We start from the raw sequence: 17,976 nt of genomic DNA on the forward strand, positions 1-17,976 counted from the left end.
GTTTGCGTCCGTGGGCGGCGCCACAGTGGCGGTGAGCGAGCCCACGCCGTTACCCTCCATCCGCAGCCACGCCCTGCCGAAACGGGCGACTTGACCGGCACGCGAGGCCCAGCGCGACAATCTGCAACGAGGTGACAAACGCCGTGAGCGAGCGGACGCGAGCCGGCCACCGGGGCGTGGCAGGCGGCGACCGGACGCCCGGCGGGCACCGGGGCGCGAACGCGGACCGCCCACCTCTCACGTTGATCGGCCACCTGGCCGGGTGTGGCGACGGGCTCGGCGGATGAACGGCCGGTACACCGACCGGTGGCGGGACCCGAACGAGCCGTCCTGGGTGGTCGAACCGACCACCGAGTGGCATCCCCAGTTCCCCGGCCAGCGCTATGCCGGCGACATTGGAATGTCGCACCAGCCGCCCCCGCCGCCGCGCGGCCGGGCGTCCGTCGTCGGCCGCACCGAGGTACCGCCGCTCGCGCCAACCCGTCCGGACGGCACCTACCTCGGCCGGTCCTGGGCTGACGAGGAACCCGCCGAGGCGGACCCCTACGGCCGGTCCTGGTCCGATGAGGAGCCGGCCGGCACGCCGGCCCACGGCACGTCGCGGGGCGACGAACACCCGGTCGAGACGTCCGCCCACGGCCGGCCGACCGGGGCCGACAACCGCCACTACGATCATGAGCCGTACCGCCGGCCGCTGCCCGAGCCGCCCCGGCGCGACGAGCGCCGCTCCCCCGAGTCGGACCGGCGGACCGCCTGGTCCGACCGGCGCCCGAGCGACGAGCGGGCACCAGCCCGCGAGGCAGCCTGGCACCGGGACCAGCCCGCCGAGCGGTACGACAGCCGCCGACCGCGACACGACCCGGCCGATCGGGAGCGGGGGTACCCGAGCACGCCACCGGTGTCCCCCGCACCCCGGCCCGAGCCCGGCTGGGTGCAGGAGCCGGACGAGGCGCCGCGCCGGCGCGGCGCGCAGGAGCGCCCGGCCGCCGGATACGACCGGCACCCCGGCGACGGGTACGCCGCCCGGCCCACCCGGGGCCACGAGGACCGCCCGGCCGAGGGCTGGGCCGCCGGCGGGGCCGGCCAGTGGGCACCCGTGGAGGGCCGCTCCCGGTACCCCGATCGGGCCGCCGACGACACCCGCCGCCCCGACCGTGTGGCCGACACGCGGCGTCCGGAGCGCGTCTCCGACGACACCCGTCGCCCGGAGCGGGTGACCGACGCCCGCCGCCCGGAGCGGGTCGCCGACGATGCGCGGCCGGCGGCGCGGGCCCGTGCGGACGCTGGCGTCGATACGCCCAGCGAACGGCGGTACCGCCCGGACGAGGCGGTCGGCGCACCGCAGACACCGGACGGCGGACGACGGCACCGGCCCGAACCGGAGATGCCGGGACAGCCGCGCCGGGACGACGAGCGGCGCCGGCCAGCCGACCCGCACCGACAGCAGCCCCGCGAGGCGGCGGCCCGCGCCGAGGCGTACCCGGACCGGCGCCCCCGCGAGGACGCCCGGCCGGAGGCGTACCGCGACGAGACGTACCGCGAGGCACGGCCGCAGCCCGGCCACCGCCCGGACGGCAGCCTGCCCTGGCCACCGCCGGGTCCAGTGCGTCCGGACCGCACGCGGGAACCGGGCCACCAGGGCGCTGGGCAACGCACCGCCGAGCCAGGTGTCCCGTCGCGGCCGGCCACCCGGCCCGAAAGGCCGCCGGCCGCGCAACCCCGATACGACGAGCGCCCGGTACGTCCCGCCGCGACGGCTCCACGGGCGCCGGCCACCTCCGGCCGGGCCACCCCGGTCCCGCCGGCACCCGTCTCCCCCGCCGCACCGGGCTGGGACCGGCCGATCTCGGCGGCCCCGGCCTCCCCCGCGCCGGCGGGCCACGAGCGCCGACCGGCCGACCACGTCCCACCCGGCCGCCCGGATCGAGACCGGCCGGTGTCGGCGGCCCCGGTCTCCCCAGCGGCGGACGTACCCGTCTCGGGTCCGCCGGCCGCCCGACTCCGGCTGGAGTTCCTGCCCGCACCGGTGGACCCGCCGCTGTCCGACGAGCACCCGGACCCGGCGATGTCCCCCGAGCCCCGGACGCCGGCCGAGCCGGAGCAGTCCGCCCCGGCGGCGGACGCGCGCCCGCCGGTCGCACCGCCGCCGGCCTGGCAGGCCTCGGATTCCCCGTCCGCGCGGCCGGTCGCGTCCCCCACGGCTCAGACCCCCACGGCTCGAACACCCACGGCGGATGCCGAGCCGGCGCTTCCGGTGGCACCCGGCATGCCGCGCCGCTACGTACCCCCGGCGCCGTCGGAGCCGCCGGCGGCGCCCGCTCCGGATCCGGTCGAGGCTCCGGTCACCGGAGGGCCGGCCGCCTGGTTCAGCCCCGCTCAGGAGGTGGAGTCCGACCAGCCGGAGACGGACCGCCGGCCAGCCGAGGCGACCGACGACCTCTCGGCAACCGATGGCCCGGCCGGCTCCGCCGCGGCCACGAGAGCGGCGCCCGACCCGTCAACGCCCGCCGCCGACCCGGCCGTCGATGATCGGGCGCCCGACCCGCACCCGGACTCCGCGGTCGAGCCGACCGCCGGGACGCCGGCCCCCGCGCCCCAGGCCCGGCCGGTGTCCGCACCGCCCGCGCCACCGATCTCCGCACCACCGGCCGAACCGGTCTCCGGCGCCCCCGACCCCTGGGCCAACGACGTGGTCACCGATCGTGACCCCGCAGGCGGGTCGACACCGATTGACGCCCTCGGGTCGGTGTCGGCGCCACCGGCCTACCCGGTGTCGGCGCCACCGGCCTACCCGGTGTCCGGACCGCCGGGGCGCCCGGTATCCGGTGCCCCTCGCAGCTGGGCGGATGATCTGCTCGACGAGGCACAGCCCACAGCCGAGCCGACACCGGCGGAGGGCAACCTGCCGGTCTCCGGCCCGCCGAGCACCGCCGGAACACCGCTTCAGCGCACCGACCCGGCGGCCGCCGAGACCCACCCCGACGTCTCCGGATCCCTGGGCGCTCCGTCCTACGACGGGTCTGACGGCTGGGCGGCCGAGCGCCTCGCCGAGCCGGAGCCGCTGGACCGGCCGGCATCCGCACCGCCGGCATCGATCGACGCCCACCAGCCGATCCAGGAGTCTCTGGACCGGCCGGTCTCCGCGCCGCCCGCACGGGACAGTGGTCCCGCCGAGCGCGCCCCGGTGGACGAGGTGCGCTCGACGCCGGACGAGCCGGCCGATCGGAGCGTCCCCACACCGGTGGCCGATTCGCAGACCGACGACCCGTCCGCCGTCGGAGAGCACCCGGCCCGGCCCGCGCCGTCCGACCACGATCCGGACGAGCCCGTCTCCACCGAGCCCGCACGGCCGGACTCGACCGCGCCCGTCTCGGCCCCGCCCGTCTCAGGCCCGCCAGTCTCGGCCCCGCCCGTAGCGCCCATGTCCGCGGCACCCGTGTCCGCACCGCCGGTCTCCGCACCGCCCGTGTCCGCACCGCCCATCTCCGCACCGCCCGTGTCCGCGCCGCCGGCCACGGCCGTTCCCGGCCCGCGGAGCGGGTCAGCCGGGGAGAGCGTGCCGGTGTCCGGGCCACCTGGCACGACACCGCCGGTGACCCGCCGGCCGCTGGCCGAGCAGGGCGACCCGGAGCAGGTCCTTGCGGCGTACCGGTGGCGGCTCGACCCGGTCACCCTGCGCGAGGACCTGACGGAGCCGGACGACATGCGGGCGATCCGGCGGCGGCTGACCGAGAAGCTGGGCTCGGCCATCGACAACCGGGCCCGGGCCCGGCTGCTCAGCCTGCGGGCGGTGACCTCCCGGATCCTCGGCGAACTGGACGACGCTCTGGCCGACGGCCGCCTCGCCCTCACCTACGCCGAGGCCACCGGCGAGCTGCGACGGACGGCGCTGGCCCAGGCCCGGCTGGCCCATGTGCTGCGCTGGCGTGGCGACTTCACCGAGGCCGACCAGCTCTTCGCCAAGGCCAACTCGATCGAACTGCCCGACCGGCTGCGGGCCGCCCTGCATGAGCACGCCGGGCGCGCCTGCTACGACCAGGGCCGACTCATGGAGGCCTGCCACCACTTCGAACAGGCCCTCGACCTGCGCGGCGCCGGCGACGCCGAACTGCTGGACCGGATCCGGGTGGCCCTCGACGCGGTCGCCACCCGGGCCACGGCGGACGGCTTCGGGCCGTACCCCCGGAGCCGGGACGAGGTGCTCGACCGCGACCGACCCCCAACGCCCGGCCAGGACGGACCGCTGTGGGGGTACACCGACCCGGACGGTGACCTGGTCATCCCCGCCCGCTACGCCGAGGCGCAGCCGTTCCACGACGGGTTGGCCTGGGTCCGCCGACCGACCACCGGCCGGTGGTCGCTGATCAACCTGCTCGGTACGACGGTGATCCCGCCGTCCTACCGCGCGGCCCGCCCGTTCAGCGACGGCCTGGCCTGGGTGGTCGCGGACGGCGGCTGGACGGCGATCGACGCGACCGGCGAGGTGCAGGTCCCGCCCAACTTCGCCGAGGTACGCCCGTTCCGTCGGGGGGTGGCCGCGGTCCGGCGCGAGGGTTGGGGGGCGGTCGACCGGACCGGCCGGATCGTGGTGCCCACCCGCTACCACGGCTTCGCCACCGAGCTGGCCGACGGCCAGCAGGTCGACGGGTTCACCGACGAGGGCCTCGCCGTGGTCGACGTGGGCGGCCGACGTGGCGTGGTGGACCGCGGCGGCACGCTGCTGGTGCCGCCGGCGCACCCGATTCTGGTCATCCACCCGGTGGCGTTCCTGGTCGGCAACGGCACCGGGCGCTGGGGCGCCCTGGACCGGCGCGGCGAGCCACTCATCGACGCTGTGCACCGTGACCGTGCCGCCGTGCTGGCGGAGATCGACCGGCTGCTCACCGACGCCAACCCGGTGCTCTGACCGGCGGTTCGGCGACCCTGAAGCGGCGGGGCTAGGGTCGGGTCATGGAATTCCGACACCTGGGCCGTTCCGGCCTGATGGTCAGCGAGATCTCGTACGGCAACTGGATCACCCACGGTTCGCAGGTCGAGGAGGACGCCGCGTTCGCCTGTGTCCGGGCCGCTCTCGACGCGGGGATCACCACCTTCGACACCGCCGACGTGTACGCCGGCACCCGGGCCGAGGACGTGCTCGGCCGGGCGCTGCAGAACGAGCGCCGCGAGGGCCTGGAGATCTTCACCAAGGTCTACTGGCCCACCGGTCCCGGTCGCAACGACCGCGGCCTGTCCCGCAAGCACATCATGGAGTCGATCAACGGCTCGCTGCGCCGGCTGCGCACCGACTACGTGGACCTCTACCAGGCCCACCGGTACGACCACAGCACGCCGCTGGAGGAGACGATGGAGGCGTTCGCCGACGTCGTGCACTCCGGCAAGGCGCACTACATCGGCGTCTCCGAGTGGTCGGCGGCGCAGCTGCGTGCCGCTCACCCGCTCGCCCGGGAGCTGCATGTCCCGCTGGTCTCCAACCAGCCGCAGTATTCGATGCTCTGGCGGGTCATCGAGACCGAGGTCGTCCCGGCCAGCGAGGAGCTGGGCATCGGCCAGATCGTCTGGTCGCCGATGGCGCAGGGCGTGCTCTCCGGCAAGTACCTCCCGGGGCAGCCGCCGCCGGCCGGTTCCCGCGCCACCGACGAGAAGTCCGGTGCGGGCTTCATCTCCCGGTTCATGACCGACGAGGTGCTGACCCGGGTTCAGCAGCTCAAGCCCCTCGCTGAGCAGGCCGGGCTGAGCATGGCCCAACTCGCCGTGGCCTGGGTGCTGCAGAACCCGAACGTGTCGTCGGCGATCATCGGCGCGTCCCGCCCCGAGCAGGTGCACGACAACGTCAAGGCGGCCGGCGTGAAGCTCGACGCCGAGCTGCTCAAGGCGATCGACGAGATCGTCGAGCCGGTGACCGAGCGCGACCCGGCGAAGACCGAGTCCCCCGCACAGCGGCCCTGACGCCAGCCCCGGTCCGGTCAGCGCGGGTTCGCGCCGACCGGACCGGGTCAGCCCGGACGCTCAGCCGGGGCCGGTCAGCCCTGCCAGAAGCGGATCAGGTCGAGGCCGGTGGCGTAGAGCCACGAGGGCAGGCCCAGCAGGTCCCCGATCGCGAAGACGACGTCGAAGAACCAGCCGCCGATACGCGGATTCCACAGCAACGCGAAGAGCAGCAGGAAGCCGTACGGGGCGAACAGGTCGTACATCCGGCGCCACTGCGGGTTGAGCCACGGCTGGATCATGTTGCCGCCGTCCAGGCCGGGAACCGGTAGCAGGTTCAGCACGCTCGCGGTGAGCTGGAGGAAGGCCAGCAGCGCCACCCCGGCCCAGAACTCGACCGGGCCGCCCGCCTGGATGCCGATCCGCAACGCCGCCACCAGCACCAGCGTGAACAGCACGTTGGTCGCCGGCCCGGCGAGGCTGACCAGGGTGTGCCGCAAACGGCCCGGAATGGCGTGCCGGTCCACCCACACCGCGCCGCCGGGCAGGCCGATGCCGCCGAGCAGCACCACCACCACCGGCAGCACGATCGACAGCAGCGGGTGGGTGTACTTCAGGGGGTTGAGCGTCAGGTAGCCCCGATGGGCGATGTCCCGGTCGCCGGCCCGGAAGGCCACCACCGCGTGCGCGTACTCGTGCAGGCAGAGCGAGACCAGCCACCCGGAGACCACGAAGAGGAACACGTCGAACCGGACGCTGCCGTACCCGTTCCAGGCCAGCGCCCCGCTGACCGCGAAGAGGGCGACCAGGCCGAGGAAGACCGGGCTGGGCCGGAACGCCGCCCTGGGCACACCGAGCACCAGCCGCTCCCCGCCCGGCCGGTCGTAGCCCATCACTCGGCCGTGGGCAGCAGGCTCATCCGGTACTCCAAGCGGTCGTCCTCCACGAGCGCGACCGAGGTGACGCCGGCCGCCGCGAGCTCCCGCCAGGTCTGACCGATCCAGGATTCGGCGTCGGCCTGGCTGCCGAACGACTCCGCCGGTCCCTCGACCGTCTGGCCGTCCGTGCCCTCGTACCGCCAGCTCCACGCCATGCCGCGTCTCCCCTCGCCGCTGAAGTCCCCGTGGGACGAACCCTCGCCAGCGTAGTCGGCCCGACCCGGAACGGCCGCTCGCTCGCCCCGGCCGCGACCCATGGGCTGATCAACGCATCGGCGGCGGCCGGTACGGTGGCCCGGTGCTGACACGGGGAGTGCTGCTCGATGACCGGTACCGGCTGGGCGAGCGGGTGGCGACGGGCGGGATGGGCGCGGTCTGGCGCGGCACCGACGTGCTGCTGGAACGCGAGGTGGCCGTGAAGGTTCTGCTGCCGTCGCTGGTCGCCGACCCAGAGTTCACCGCCCGGTTCCGCGCCGAGGCGCAGATGCTGGCAGCGCTGCGGCACCCCGGCGTGGTCGCGGTGCACGACGTCGGGCAGGCCACGCTCGCCGACGGCAGCCGGGTCGACTACCTGGTGATGGAGTACGTCGAGGGTGAGCCGTTGTCCGCCCGGGTGCGCCAGGCGGGTCGGCTGGACCCGGCCACCACCATGTCGGTGCTGGCGCAGGCCGCGGACGCGCTGCACACCGCCCACCTGGCCGGCATCGTGCACCGGGACGTGAAGCCGGGAAACCTGCTGGTCAAGGCGGACGGCAGGGTGGTGCTGGTCGACTTCGGCATCGCCCGGTCGCGCAGCATGGCCGGGCTCACCGCCGCGAACATGGTGCTCGGCACCGCCTCGTACATGTCCCCCGAGCAGGCCACCGGGCAGCCGGTCTCCCCCGCCACCGACGTGTACGCGCTGGGCGCGGTGGCGTACTTCTGCCTTGCCGGGCAGCCGCCGTTCGACGGTGACAACCCGCTCGCGGTGGCGTTGCGGCACGCTCAGGACGAGCCTGCGCCGCTGCCGTCGGACACCCCACCCGCGGTGGTGGCGGTCGTCGCGCGGGCGTTGGCCAAGCGGCCGGCGGACCGGTTCGCCAGCGCCGCCGAGTTGGCCCGCGCCGCCGCTGACGCCCGCGACGCGACCCTGGCCAGCATCCCGCCGGCCGCCCGCCCACCCTGGGCGCTGGCCGCCCCCGGCCCGTCCGGCCCGGGTCCGACCCCGCCGTCCGTCGCGGCGCCCGTCCCGAGCCCCACCCCGCCGTCCGTCACGCCGCCCGTCCCGAGCCCCACCCCGCCGGCACCCGCGCGGCCCGTCCCGAGCCCCACCCCGCCGGCCCACGCGACCACCGCGCCGACGCCACCGGCTCCGCCCACGGATCTGCGCCCCCCGGCGGTCTTCGGAACCGAACCGGCGGGGACCCGGGAGGACCCGTTCCGGACCGGGTCGGGCCGGCGGCGCGGGCCACTGCTGGTCGGGGTCGGTGCGGTCGTCCTCGTCGCGCTGGTCGCCGGGACCGTGGCGGCGCTGCGGCCCGACCCGGAGCCGCGTGGAACGGACCTTCCGGCCGCACTGGCCGGCGAATCGGCGTCGGCCGCGAACGTCCCGCTGCCGAGCGGGGACGCGGCCACCCCGGGCCCCCGGCCCAGCGGCACGCCGGGTGCCAGCCGCACCGCGACCACCGCGTCGACCGGCGTCGCCGATCAGCCCAGCGCGCCGGCCAGCGGCGCCCCGGCCCCACGCACCACGGCACCGGGAAGCCCGCCGACCGGGGCCGTCACCGGCAAGCCGCCGTCCAGCGGCAGCACGGCGGGCCGGCCCAACCCGTACACCGCGACCCAGGTGTGCGGCAGCGGCTACCAGGTGATCGACTCGGCGACGCTGACCGGCGGCGACGGGCGCCGGCGGGGCCGCGTCTACCTGCTGTACCACTCGGGCACCGGCAACAACTGCGTGGTTACCCTGAAGGACACCGCGGTCGGCACCAAATCGGCGGCGTCGGCGTACCTGGAGGTGCAGGAGCGTGCCCGCGGCACCGACAGCGGGTCGTTCGACTACTACGCCGGGCCGGTGCGGGCCAGCGCAGCCGGCACGTGCGTGAGGTGGGGTGGCGCCACCGGCGGGGTCAGCTACGGCAGCGGATTCGAGCACTGCGACTGACCGGACCGCGACCACCGGGCCGGCAGGCAACGGCACCCCGGGCGGCCTTAAGGTACGGGCATGTCCGTTGACGGGTGGAACACGGTCCTGGTTCTCGGCGGTATCCGGTCCGGCAAGTCCGAGTTCGCTGAGTCCCTGGTCGCCGACGCGCCGGTGGTCCGCTACATCGCCACCGCAGGGGAGGGCGACCCGGAGGACACCGAGTGGGCGACCCGCCTGGCGGCGCACCGCGCCCGGCGGCCGGGCAGCTGGAGCACCGAGGAGACCGCGGCCGACCCGCGGCGGCTGGCCGACGTGCTCGCGTCCGCCCAGCCGAACGAGACGCTGCTCGTGGACGACCTGGGCGGCTGGGTGACGGTGCTGCTCGACCCGGAGCACCAGCCCGCCGACGACGTGGCGACCATCGCTGAGCTGGCCGAGGCGATCCGCGCCTGCTCGGCGCGGGTGGTGCTGGTCAGCCCCGAGGTCGGGTTGTCCCTGGTGCCGACCACGCCGCTGGGCCGGGCGTTCACCGACGCGCTCGGCGCGGCCAACCGGGCCGTCGCCGACGCCTGCGACGCGGTGGTGCTGGTGGTCGCCGGCCAGCCGGCCTGGCTGAAGCCGACCGTGCCGCCCAGGACCGCCGCCGTGCCGCCCGCGACCGCCGCCGTGCCGCCGGCACCCGCCACCGGGACCGCGCCGGTCGGGCCCGGGCCGGTCGGAGCGGATTCGGCCGACGTCGAGACCGCCCCCGAGGTGCAGCTGCCGGACGTGCTGACCCACGCGCCGCCGGCGGCCCCGAACCAGGAGCCGGGCAACCCCTGGGCCGCGCCGACCATGGCGCTGCCCATGGTGGCCACCGGGCTGGTCATCCAGCCGGGAATGGAGCTGCCGATGCCCGACGAGTACACCGGCCCCCAGGCGGTGGACCGACTGGCCACGTTGGACGTACCCGGTGCCGGGCTGGGCGTGCTGGACCGCGTCGTCGGCTTCGCCGCCGCCACCCAGGGCACCTCGACCCCGGTCGCCTGGAATTCCGTGCGGGTGCTGCTGCTGCACGGTGACCACGCCGGTGGCGCGTCGGCCGGCACGGTCGCCGGCGAGTCGGCGCGCCGGGCCGGGCAGGCCCGCGCCGGCCAGGGCGCGTTGGCCCGGCTGGCCGCCGAGAGTGGGGCCAGCCTCCAGGTGGTGGACACTCCGGCCGCCGCGCCGATGGAGGACGAGCCGGCGCTCACGCCCGAGCAGGTGGACTCGGCGCTGCGCTACGGCTGGCGGTTGGCCGAGCAGGCCGCCGACGCCGGCGTACAGCTGCTGGTGCTGGCCGCGTGCGGCGCCGGCACCGAGGCCGCCGCCGCGGCGGTGCTGGCGGCCACCGCGGGCGCGGAGCCGCCGGCCGTGCTCGGCCGGGTGATCACAAACTCCGGCGAGATCGACGACGCGGCCTGGATGATCCGCTGCGCGGCGGTACGCGACGCGCTGCACCGCACCCGCCGCTCGCCTCGGGGTGCCAAGGACGTGCTGGCCGAGCTGGGCGGCGGCGACGTGGCGGTGGCCACCGGCGTGCTGCTCGGCGCCACCGCCCGCCGGATTCCGGTGCTGTTGGACGGGCCGGTCGGGCTGGCCGCCGGCATGGTCAGCCGCGACCTGGCCGGGCAGGCGCGGCACTGGTGCCTGCTCGCCGACCACGGCGGTCACCCGGCGGTGCGGCTGGCCGCCGACGTGCTCGGCCTCACCCCGCTGCTCGACCTGCGGCTGGACCTCGGCGAGGGGGCCAACGCGCTGGTCGCGCTCCCGCTGCTGCGCTCGGTGCTGTCCCTGGCCGCCGCGCTGCCGGTCCACCCGTCGCTGGCCGGCGAAGGGGAGCCGGACCAGGGCACCGAGGAGCCGGAGGACGCCGAACCGGAGGACGCCGAACCGGACTACGCCGAGCCGGAGCCAGCCGGGCCGGGTCCGGCCACCACCACTGGGGCGGACGAGCAGGCGGCGTCGGGCTGGCGTGCCGGCTGAGTCGCGGCTCGCCGCGGGGGCCCGGCTGGCGGTCACCACGTTCAGCACGTTGCCGGTCCGGGCCGGCCGGATCGACCGCCCGGTGGCCGGCACCGCGATGGCGCTCGCCCCGGCGGTCGGCGCCCTGCTCGGCGCGCTGCTGGCCGGCGTGCTGCTGCTGGCCGGCGCGTTCGCTCCCCCGCTGGTGACCGCCGGCGTGACGGTGGGTGCCGCCGCCCTGCTCACCCGGGGGCTGCACCTGGACGGGCTGGCCGACACCGTGGACGCGCTCGGCTCGTACCGGCGGGGCGCCGCCGCTCTGGAGATCATGAAGAAGCCGGACGTCGGCCCGTTCGGGGTGGTCGCCCTGGTGGTCGTCCTGCTGGTGCAGGCGGCGGCGCTCGCCGAACTTGCCGGTCGGTCCTGGCCCGCGTGCCTCGCGGCGGTGGTCGCGGCGACTGCCGCCGGGCGGCTGGGTGTGACGGTGGCCTGCCGGCGGGGCGTGCCGGCGGCCCGCGCGGACGGGCTGGGCGCGTTGGTGGCCGGCACGGTGGGCCCGGTGGCACTGGCCGCCGGCGCGGTCGCCGTCGTGCTGCTGGCGGTGCCCGCGGTGCCGGGCCGCCCGTGGCAGGGGCCGCTGGCCGTCGCCGCCGCGTTCGCCGTCGCGGTGCCGCTGCTGGCCCACGTGGTACGCCGGCTCGGCGGGATCACCGGCGACGTGCTCGGCGCGACCGTCGAGGTGGTCACCACGCTGGTCTACCTGGGTCTGGTGCTGTCCGGCTGAAGCCGGCGAGGCGAGCCGGGTAGCGTTCGGCTCGACAGCACCGGACGGCCACCGGGGGAACGAGAATGCTCATCACGGACGACTTCCTGCCCGTACCGGTCCCGGAGTCGCTTAGCGCGACCTACCTGGTGCCGATGGCGGGGCTGCCGAAGGTCAGCGCGAAGACCGCGGTGGCGGCGCTGACCGGCCGGCTGGCCGAGCCGGTGCACGGGCTGGCCCGGCAGATGCTGGACAGCCCACTGATGAGCGTGGACACCCGGCCGATCGCCGAGTTCCCCGAGCTGCCACCGGATCTGCTCACCGCGTTCGGCGCCACCGAGGAGCAGTTGGCCCGGCTGGCGGCGTCGACCCACCTGGTGGTGGTGCAGGCCGAGTACCGGCCCGGCTGGCCGCCGGCGCACGAGTGGGCGGCCCGGGCGGTGGCGGCGGCGGTGGCGGAGTCCGTCGACAGCGACGTGGTGGACGTCTTCGGCCTGCAGTTCCTCGACCCGGCGACCGCGCTGCGCTCACTCCCGGACGAGCAGGGCCGGATCCGGCTGGTGGACTGGGTGCTGGTGCCGTACTCCTCCGACGTGGAGGGGTTGTGGTTCACCACCAAGGGGCTGCGCCGCTTCGGGCTGCTGGAGTTGCAGACCCAGGGGGTGCCCGACCACCTCACCCGGGCCTGGGGTGCGGTGATGACCGGGGCGGCACGACGGCTGCTGCGGGACTGGACCGACGGGCTCTCCGGCGAGGAGGTGCCGGCGTTCGTACAGTTGCCGGTGCTGGCCACGGTCACCGGACACGACATCGCGGTGGCGTACGGCAACCCGGAGCAGCACGGTGCGACGGCCCCGGTGCTGCTGCGCCTGGAGCTGGACCCGGCGACCGACCCGGAGGCCGACTCGTTCCTCAGCCTGCGCCCGCCGGCCGGGCATCCCGGTCCGGACGGGCGCTACTACGCCGCCGCCTGCGCGACGCTGTTCTCCGGGATCCAGCCGGACGTGCGCTACGCCCGCTCCGGTGACGCGATGAGCCGGGCGGTCGCCACCGCCCGGGCCGCGCTGGACGACGCCCGGACCCGGTTCGTCGCCGGCCAACTGCCGCCCGAGGCGCAGCTGGTGGTCAAGTACGGCCTGCCCGGCGACGACGGCCCGGAGTACGTCTGGGCCGGCGTCACCTCGTGGGAGGCCCCGGAGCGGATCGTCGGGGTGAGCGCCAGCGACGCCGCCACCGACTCCTCGGTGCGGATCGGCGCCCCGGTCGTGGTGGAGTCGACCGACGTGGTCGACTGGGCGGTGCTCGACGCCACCGGCGTGATCGAGGGCGGCTGGACCCAGGCAGTCCTGGACTCCGGCGAACCCCCCACCCCCAAAATCCCCTGACTCCGGTTGGGGGGTTACTTGACTGAGGGGTTGACGAAGGGGGGGCGGGTTATCTGCATGGGGGCTCGGCGGCCGCGGATCTCGACCTCGACGAGGTCGCCATCGGCGAGCTTGGCGTCGGTGTCCAGCAGGGCCAGCGCGATGCCCTGCTTGCGGGTCGGCGAGAAGGTGCCGCTGGTGACCGTGCCGACCTGCACGTCACCGACGTGCAGGGTCATCCCGGGCCGCGGAATGGCCCGGTCGACGGCCACCAGGCCGCGCAGCGTACGCCGGGGGCCGTCGGCCTTCTCGGTGCGCAGCGCGTCGCGGCCCCAGAAGGCCGGCTTGTCCCAGCCCACCGCCCAGCCGGACCGTGCCTGCACCGGGGTGATGTCCAGCGACAGGTCCTGCCCGTGCAGCGGGTAGCCCATCTCGGTGCGCAGCGTGTCCCGGGCGGCCAGGCCGCAGGCGCGCAGCCCGAAGCTCTCGCCGGCGGCGAAGAGCGCGTCCCAGACCGTGACCGCGTGCTCCGACGGCACGACCAGCTCGTAGCCCAGCTCGCCGGTGTAGCCGGTGCGGCAGACCGTCAGCTCGACCCCGGCCAGGCTGGCGGCGGAGAAGCTCATGTAGCCGTGGTCGGTGGGCAGGCCGAGGGCGCCCAGCAGCTCGGCCGAGCGCGGGCCCTGCACGGCCAGCACGGCGTACGCTTCGTGCTCGTCGGTGACGGTGACCTGCTCCGGCGCGGCGGTCCGCAACCGGCGGACCACCTCGGCGGTGTTCGCCGCGTTCGGGATGAGGAAGACGTGGTCGTCGGCGTACAGGTAGGCGATGATGTCGTCCACCACGCCGCCGGTGGCGTCGTCGCAGCAGAGCGTGTACTGCGCCCGGCCCGGCCCGATCCGGCCCAGGTCGTTGCTGAGGCAGGCGTTGACGAAATCGGCGGCGCCGGGGCCGCTCACCCGGGCCTTGCCCAGGTGCGACACGTCGAAGACCCCCACCGCGCTCCGCACCGCGGTGTGCTCCTTGAGCACCCCGCCGCCGGCGTACTCCAGCGGCATCTCCCAGCCCCCGAAGGGGGCGAACTTGGCGCCGGCGGCGGTGTGCCGCTCGTGCAGCGGGGAACGGCGCAGCCGGGTCGCGGCGGCGTCGGAGGTCACTTCGGTCATGGGTGGCAACTTACCGGGGGCAGCGCCGCTGGTTAGCATCGGCGGGACCCGTCGGCATCATCGGCGGGACAGCCCTGACGTCCGGCGGGTACGTTCCGCCGGAGACCTTCATCGCCGGTACGCGACGACGCGGCCGGCCCGGCCCGCCCGGAGTAACTTCAGTGACATCGCCCCGCACCACAACCCTGAGCCTGGTCGACACCGACCCGGCGGAGCTCGCCGTCGACGCGATCGTGATCGGCGTGCACAGCCAGACCGGAGAGCAGGGCGCCACCAGCGGCCTCGCCGGCACCCTGCTGCTCGCCAGCGGCGCGGAGAGCATTGCCGCCGCGTTCGACGGCAAGCTGACCGAGACGCTGGCGCTGCTCGGCGCGACCGGTGGCCCGGGCGAGGTGATCAAGCTGGCCACGCTGGGCACCGTCACCGCGCCGCTGGTCACCGCGGTCGGGCTCGGCCCGGAGCCGTCGGGCGCCGCCCCGGCCCCGGAGACGCTGCGCCGGGCGGCCGGCGCCGCGATCCGGGCCCTGGCGGGCGCGCAGAAGGTGGCGCTGGCCATGCCGCTGCCGGACGACGCCGACGCGCCGGCCGCACTGCGCGCGGTCGCGGAGGGCGCGCTGCTCGGCGGGTACCGGTTCGCGGGCTACAAGACCCGGCCGCAGCCGACCCGGCGGGAGCCGGTGGCCGAGGTGCTGGTTTCGGTGCCGGATGCCGGCGACGCGGGCGCTCTGGCGGAGATCAGCCGGGCGCAGGTGGTGGCCGGCGCGGTCCGGCTGAGCCGGGACTGGGTGAACACGGCGCCGAACGAGCTGCGGCCGCCGGTGTTCGCCGACGCGGTGGCCGACGCCGCCCGGGCGGCGGGCCTCGGCGTCGAGGTCCTGGACGAGGCGGCGCTGGCCGCCGGTGGGTATGGCGGCATCATCGCGGTCGGGCAGGGCTCGGAGGCCCCGCCGCGCCTGGTGAAGCTCACCTACACCCCGGAGGGCGGCGGCAGCGGTAAGCGGGTCGCGCTGGTCGGCAAGGGAATCACCTTCGACACCGGCGGCATCTCGATCAAGCCGGCACAGGGCATGTGGGAGATGAAGTCCGACATGGCGGGTGCCGCCGCGGTGGGTGCGGCCATGCTGGCGATCGCCGCGCTCAAGCCGGCGGTGGCGGTCAGCGCCTACCTGCCGATGGCGGAGAACATGCCGTCGGGCACCAGCTACCGGCCGGGTGACGTCATCAGCATGTACAGCGGCAAGAAGGTGGAGGTGCTCAACACCGACGCCGAGGGCCGGATGATCCTGGCCGACGCGATCGCCCGCGCCTGCGCGGACGGCACCGACTACCTGTTCGAGACCTCCACCCTGACCGGCGGCCAGGTGATCGCGCTGGGCAAGCGGATGGCCGGCGTCATGGGCAGTCCGGAGCTGTGCGAGCGGGTCCGGACGGTCGGCGACGCGGTCGGCGAGCCGGCCTGGCCGATGCCGCTGCCGGACGACGTGCGCAAGGGCATGGACTCCGACGTGGCGGACATCTCGCAGGTCAACGCCGGGATGGACCGGGCCGGGCACATGTTGCAGGGCGGTGTGTTCCTGCGCGAGTTCGTGACCGACGACGTGGCCTGGGCGCACATCGACATCGCCGGGCCGGGCTACCACTCCGGCGAGCCGACCGGCTACCTGACCAAGGGCGGCACCGGTGTGCCGGTCCGCACCCTGGTGCAGCTGGTCGAGGACGTCGCCGTCAACGGCTGACCGATGCAAGGAGGGGCCCCTTATTAACGCCTGGCGTTAATAAGGGGCCCCTCCTTGCATCTCAGTACCGCTCGGGGCGCCGCTTGCGGCGCTCGTTGAAGTCGCGCATGCGCTGCGGGTAGCCCATCAGCCGGACGTCGTACACCGGGATGCCCATCCGGTACGCGAAGCGCCGCGCGCCGTCCGGGCCGTCGATGCGCCGGCGGGTCCACTCCCCGTCGTCGGCGATCAGGATGACCGTGGTCTCCGTCACCGTCGTCCGCGGTTCGATGTACGCCTCGACGCCGCGACGGCTCCGGATGAAGTTCTCGAGATGATCCAGATCACCGCGATCCGCCGCGCGGTCGTGGCTGGGCACACGCGCCTGTTTGCGGCGCCGGAACAACCCCACCGGACCTCTCCCCCACGCTCCGTCATCGACAACGGTGCCAAGGGTACGTGTCACCGACGTGTCGTTGGGCACCTCAGTACGCACCCTGTGCCCAGTGGTGACAAGATGACCGAGGTGGGGTGTGTCTGTAGTTGCCCCGCCGTGACCCCCGATGCAGTGACGCGACCTGGGAGTTGGACGTGAGCGAGCCGAACGACGCAACCTTCGACATTGTCATCCTCGGAGGTGGCAGCGGCGGCTACGCGGCGGCGCTGCGCGCCGCCCAACTGGACCTGTCCGTCGCGCTGATCGAGAAGGGCAAGCTGGGCGGCACCTGCCTGCACAACGGCTGCATCCCGACGAAGGCCCTGCTGCACGCCGCGGAGATCGCCGACCAGACCCGCGAGTCGGAGCAGTTCGGTGTGAAGGCCGAGCTGGTCGGGATCGACATGGCCGCGGTCAACTCGTACAAGGACGGCGTGGTCTCCCGCCTGTACAAGGGCCTGCAGGGCCTGGTGGGTGGCTCGAAGAACATCACCCTCGTGGCCGGCGCCGGCAAGCTGGTCGGCAAGAACGTGGTCGAGGTGGACGGCAAGCGCTACACCGGCCGCAACCTCGTGCTGGCCTCCGGCTCGTACGCCAAGAGCCTGCCGGGCCTGGAGGTCGACGGCGAGCGGATCATCACCAGCGACCACGCGCTGTCCATGGACCGGGTTCCGTCGTCGGTGATCGTGCTGGGTGGCGGCGTGATCGGCGTCGAGTTCGCCAGCGTGTGGAAGTCCTTCGGGGGGGACGTGACGATCGTCGAGGCGCTCCCCCGGCTGGTGGCCGCCGAGGACGAGGAGTCGTCGAAGGCGCTGGAGCGGGCGTTCCGCAAGCGGAAGATCAACTTCAAGGTCGGCAAGCCGTTCGAGAAGGTCGAGAAGACCGAGAAGGGCGTCAAGCTGACCATCCAGGGCGGCGAGACCGTCGAGGCCGAGCTGCTGCTCGTCGCCGTGGGTCGCGGCCCGAACACCGCCAACCTCGGGTACGAGGAGCAGGGCGTGAAGATGGATCGCGGCTACGTGCTGACCGACGAGCGGCTGCGCACCAGCGTGCCGAACGTCTACGCGGTCGGCGACATCGTGCCCGGCCTCCAGCTCGCGCACCGCGGCTTCCAGCAAGGCATCTTCGTCGCCGAGGAGATCGCCGGCCAGAACCCGGCCGTGATCGACGAGGCCGGCATCCCGCGGGTCACCTACTCCGACCCGGAGCTGGCGTCGGTGGGTCTGACCGAGGCGAAGGCCAAGGAGCAGTACGGCGCCGACAAGGTCAAGACGTACAACTACAACCTGGGTGGCAACGGCAAGAGCCAGATCCTCAAGACCACCGGCTTCGTGAAGCTGGTCCGGGTCGCCGACGGCCCGGTGGTCGGCGTGCACATGGTCGGTGCCCGGATGGGTGAGCTGGTCGGTGAGGCGCAGCTCATCTACAACTGGGAGGCCTACCCGGCCGAGGTCGCCCAGCTCGTGCACGCCCACCCGACCCAGAGCGAGGCCCTGGGCGAGGCGCACATGGCCCTCGCCGGCAAGTCGCTGCACGCGCACGCCTGATCACCACAACC

The 17,976-nt window shown here is 75.0% G+C and carries 12 protein-coding genes; 8 read left to right on the plus strand and 4 right to left on the minus strand.

Translation table 11 applies throughout. The annotated features are described in order from the left end of the window. Positions 1-283: 283 nt before the first annotated feature. Both ABZU69_RS16070 and ABZU69_RS16075 read left to right on the plus strand, forming a co-directional pair. Entirely contained in the window at positions 284-4,906 is a 4,623-nt protein-coding gene (locus ABZU69_RS16070; protein WP_354965084.1) for a WG repeat-containing protein, read from the plus strand. Positions 4,907-4,950: 44 nt separating this feature from the next. Then, complete coding sequence (locus ABZU69_RS16075; RefSeq protein ID WP_354965085.1) at positions 4,951-5,949, plus strand: aldo/keto reductase family protein; 999 nt, start codon at positions 4,951-4,953, stop codon at positions 5,947-5,949. Between the two features lie 74 nt (positions 5,950-6,023). On the opposite strand, the gene ABZU69_RS16080 is transcribed toward ABZU69_RS16075, so the two are convergent. Next, positions 6,024-6,821 (minus strand): site-2 protease family protein, encoded by a 798-nt coding sequence (locus ABZU69_RS16080; protein WP_354965086.1) that lies wholly within the window; start codon positions 6,819-6,821, stop codon positions 6,024-6,026. Continuing rightward, positions 6,821-7,021: a hypothetical protein gene (locus ABZU69_RS16085; protein ID WP_354965087.1), complete on the minus strand. Its 201-nt coding sequence runs from the start codon at positions 7,019-7,021 to the stop codon at positions 6,821-6,823. Before ABZU69_RS16085 ends, ABZU69_RS16080 begins: the two co-directional genes overlap by 1 nt. Positions 7,022-7,164: 143 nt before the next feature. On the opposite strand from ABZU69_RS16085, the gene ABZU69_RS16090 reads away from it, so the two are divergent. From ABZU69_RS16090 to ABZU69_RS16105, 4 genes are all read left to right on the plus strand, one after another. Beyond that, the gene (locus ABZU69_RS16090) at positions 7,165-9,009 is read left to right on the plus strand and encodes a protein kinase (RefSeq protein ID WP_354965088.1); all 1,845 of its coding nucleotides are present in this window, start codon (positions 7,165-7,167) and stop codon (positions 9,007-9,009) included. Positions 9,010-9,069: 60 nt separating this feature from the next. Continuing rightward, positions 9,070-10,995 carry a bifunctional adenosylcobinamide kinase/adenosylcobinamide-phosphate guanylyltransferase gene (locus tag ABZU69_RS16095; protein ID WP_354965089.1) on the plus strand — a complete coding sequence of 642 codons (1,926 nt, stop codon included), beginning with the start codon at positions 9,070-9,072 and terminating at the stop codon, positions 10,993-10,995. Next, positions 10,985-11,758, plus strand: coding sequence for an adenosylcobinamide-GDP ribazoletransferase (locus ABZU69_RS16100; protein WP_354965090.1), 774 nt, complete (start codon positions 10,985-10,987; stop codon positions 11,756-11,758). Before ABZU69_RS16095 ends, ABZU69_RS16100 begins: the two co-directional genes overlap by 11 nt. 65 nt (positions 11,759-11,823) lie before the next feature. Continuing rightward, a complete protein-coding gene (locus tag ABZU69_RS16105; RefSeq protein ID WP_354965091.1) occupies positions 11,824-13,122 on the plus strand; it encodes a DUF2314 domain-containing protein in 1,299 nt (432 codons plus the stop codon). 14 nt (positions 13,123-13,136) lie between these two features. On the opposite strand, the gene gcvT is transcribed toward ABZU69_RS16105, so the two are convergent. Beyond that, positions 13,137-14,267 carry a glycine cleavage system aminomethyltransferase GcvT gene (gene gcvT / locus ABZU69_RS16110; RefSeq protein ID WP_354965092.1) on the minus strand — a complete coding sequence of 377 codons (1,131 nt, stop codon included), beginning with the start codon at positions 14,265-14,267 and terminating at the stop codon, positions 13,137-13,139. 161 nt (positions 14,268-14,428) lie between these two features. On the opposite strand from gcvT, the gene ABZU69_RS16115 reads away from it, so the two are divergent. Further along, on the plus strand, positions 14,429-16,003 hold the full coding sequence (locus tag ABZU69_RS16115; protein ID WP_354965093.1) for a leucyl aminopeptidase: 1,575 nt from the start codon (positions 14,429-14,431) through the stop codon (positions 16,001-16,003). A gap of 61 nt (positions 16,004-16,064) precedes the next feature. Here the strand turns inward: ABZU69_RS16115 and ABZU69_RS16120 are convergent, their stop codons facing one another. Next, a complete protein-coding gene (locus tag ABZU69_RS16120; protein ID WP_109819350.1) occupies positions 16,065-16,394 on the minus strand; it encodes a hypothetical protein in 330 nt (109 codons plus the stop codon). Positions 16,395-16,573: 179 nt separating this feature from the next. Here ABZU69_RS16120 and lpdA point away from each other — a divergent pair, with 179 nt between their 5' ends. Continuing rightward, positions 16,574-17,965: a dihydrolipoyl dehydrogenase gene (lpdA, locus tag ABZU69_RS16125; protein ID WP_354965094.1), complete on the plus strand. Its 1,392-nt coding sequence runs from the start codon at positions 16,574-16,576 to the stop codon at positions 17,963-17,965. The last annotated feature ends 11 nt before the right edge of the window (positions 17,966-17,976 follow it).

Source organism: Micromonospora sp. NPDC005206, assembly GCF_040608175.1.
Taxonomy (GTDB): domain Bacteria; phylum Actinomycetota; class Actinomycetes; order Mycobacteriales; family Micromonosporaceae; genus Micromonospora.

Excerpts from the sequence above, each read along its gene's own strand:
- ABZU69_RS16085 (WP_354965087.1), bottom strand. The coding sequence starts at position 7,021 with ATGGCGTGGAGCTGGCGGTACGAGGGCACGGACGGCCAGACGGTCGAG.
- ABZU69_RS16105 (WP_354965091.1), top strand. The coding sequence starts at position 11,824 with ATGCTCATCACGGACGACTTCCTGCCCGTACCGGTCCCGGAGTCGCTT.
- ABZU69_RS16075 (WP_354965085.1), top strand. The coding sequence starts at position 4,951 with ATGGAATTCCGACACCTGGGCCGTTCCGGCCTGATGGTCAGCGAGATC.
- ABZU69_RS16095 (WP_354965089.1), top strand. The coding sequence starts at position 9,070 with ATGTCCGTTGACGGGTGGAACACGGTCCTGGTTCTCGGCGGTATCCGG.
- gcvT (WP_354965092.1), bottom strand. The coding sequence starts at position 14,267 with ATGACCGAAGTGACCTCCGACGCCGCCGCGACCCGGCTGCGCCGTTCC.
- ABZU69_RS16080 (WP_354965086.1), bottom strand. The coding sequence starts at position 6,821 with ATGGGCTACGACCGGCCGGGCGGGGAGCGGCTGGTGCTCGGTGTGCCC.
- ABZU69_RS16070 (WP_354965084.1), top strand. The coding sequence starts at position 284 with ATGAACGGCCGGTACACCGACCGGTGGCGGGACCCGAACGAGCCGTCC.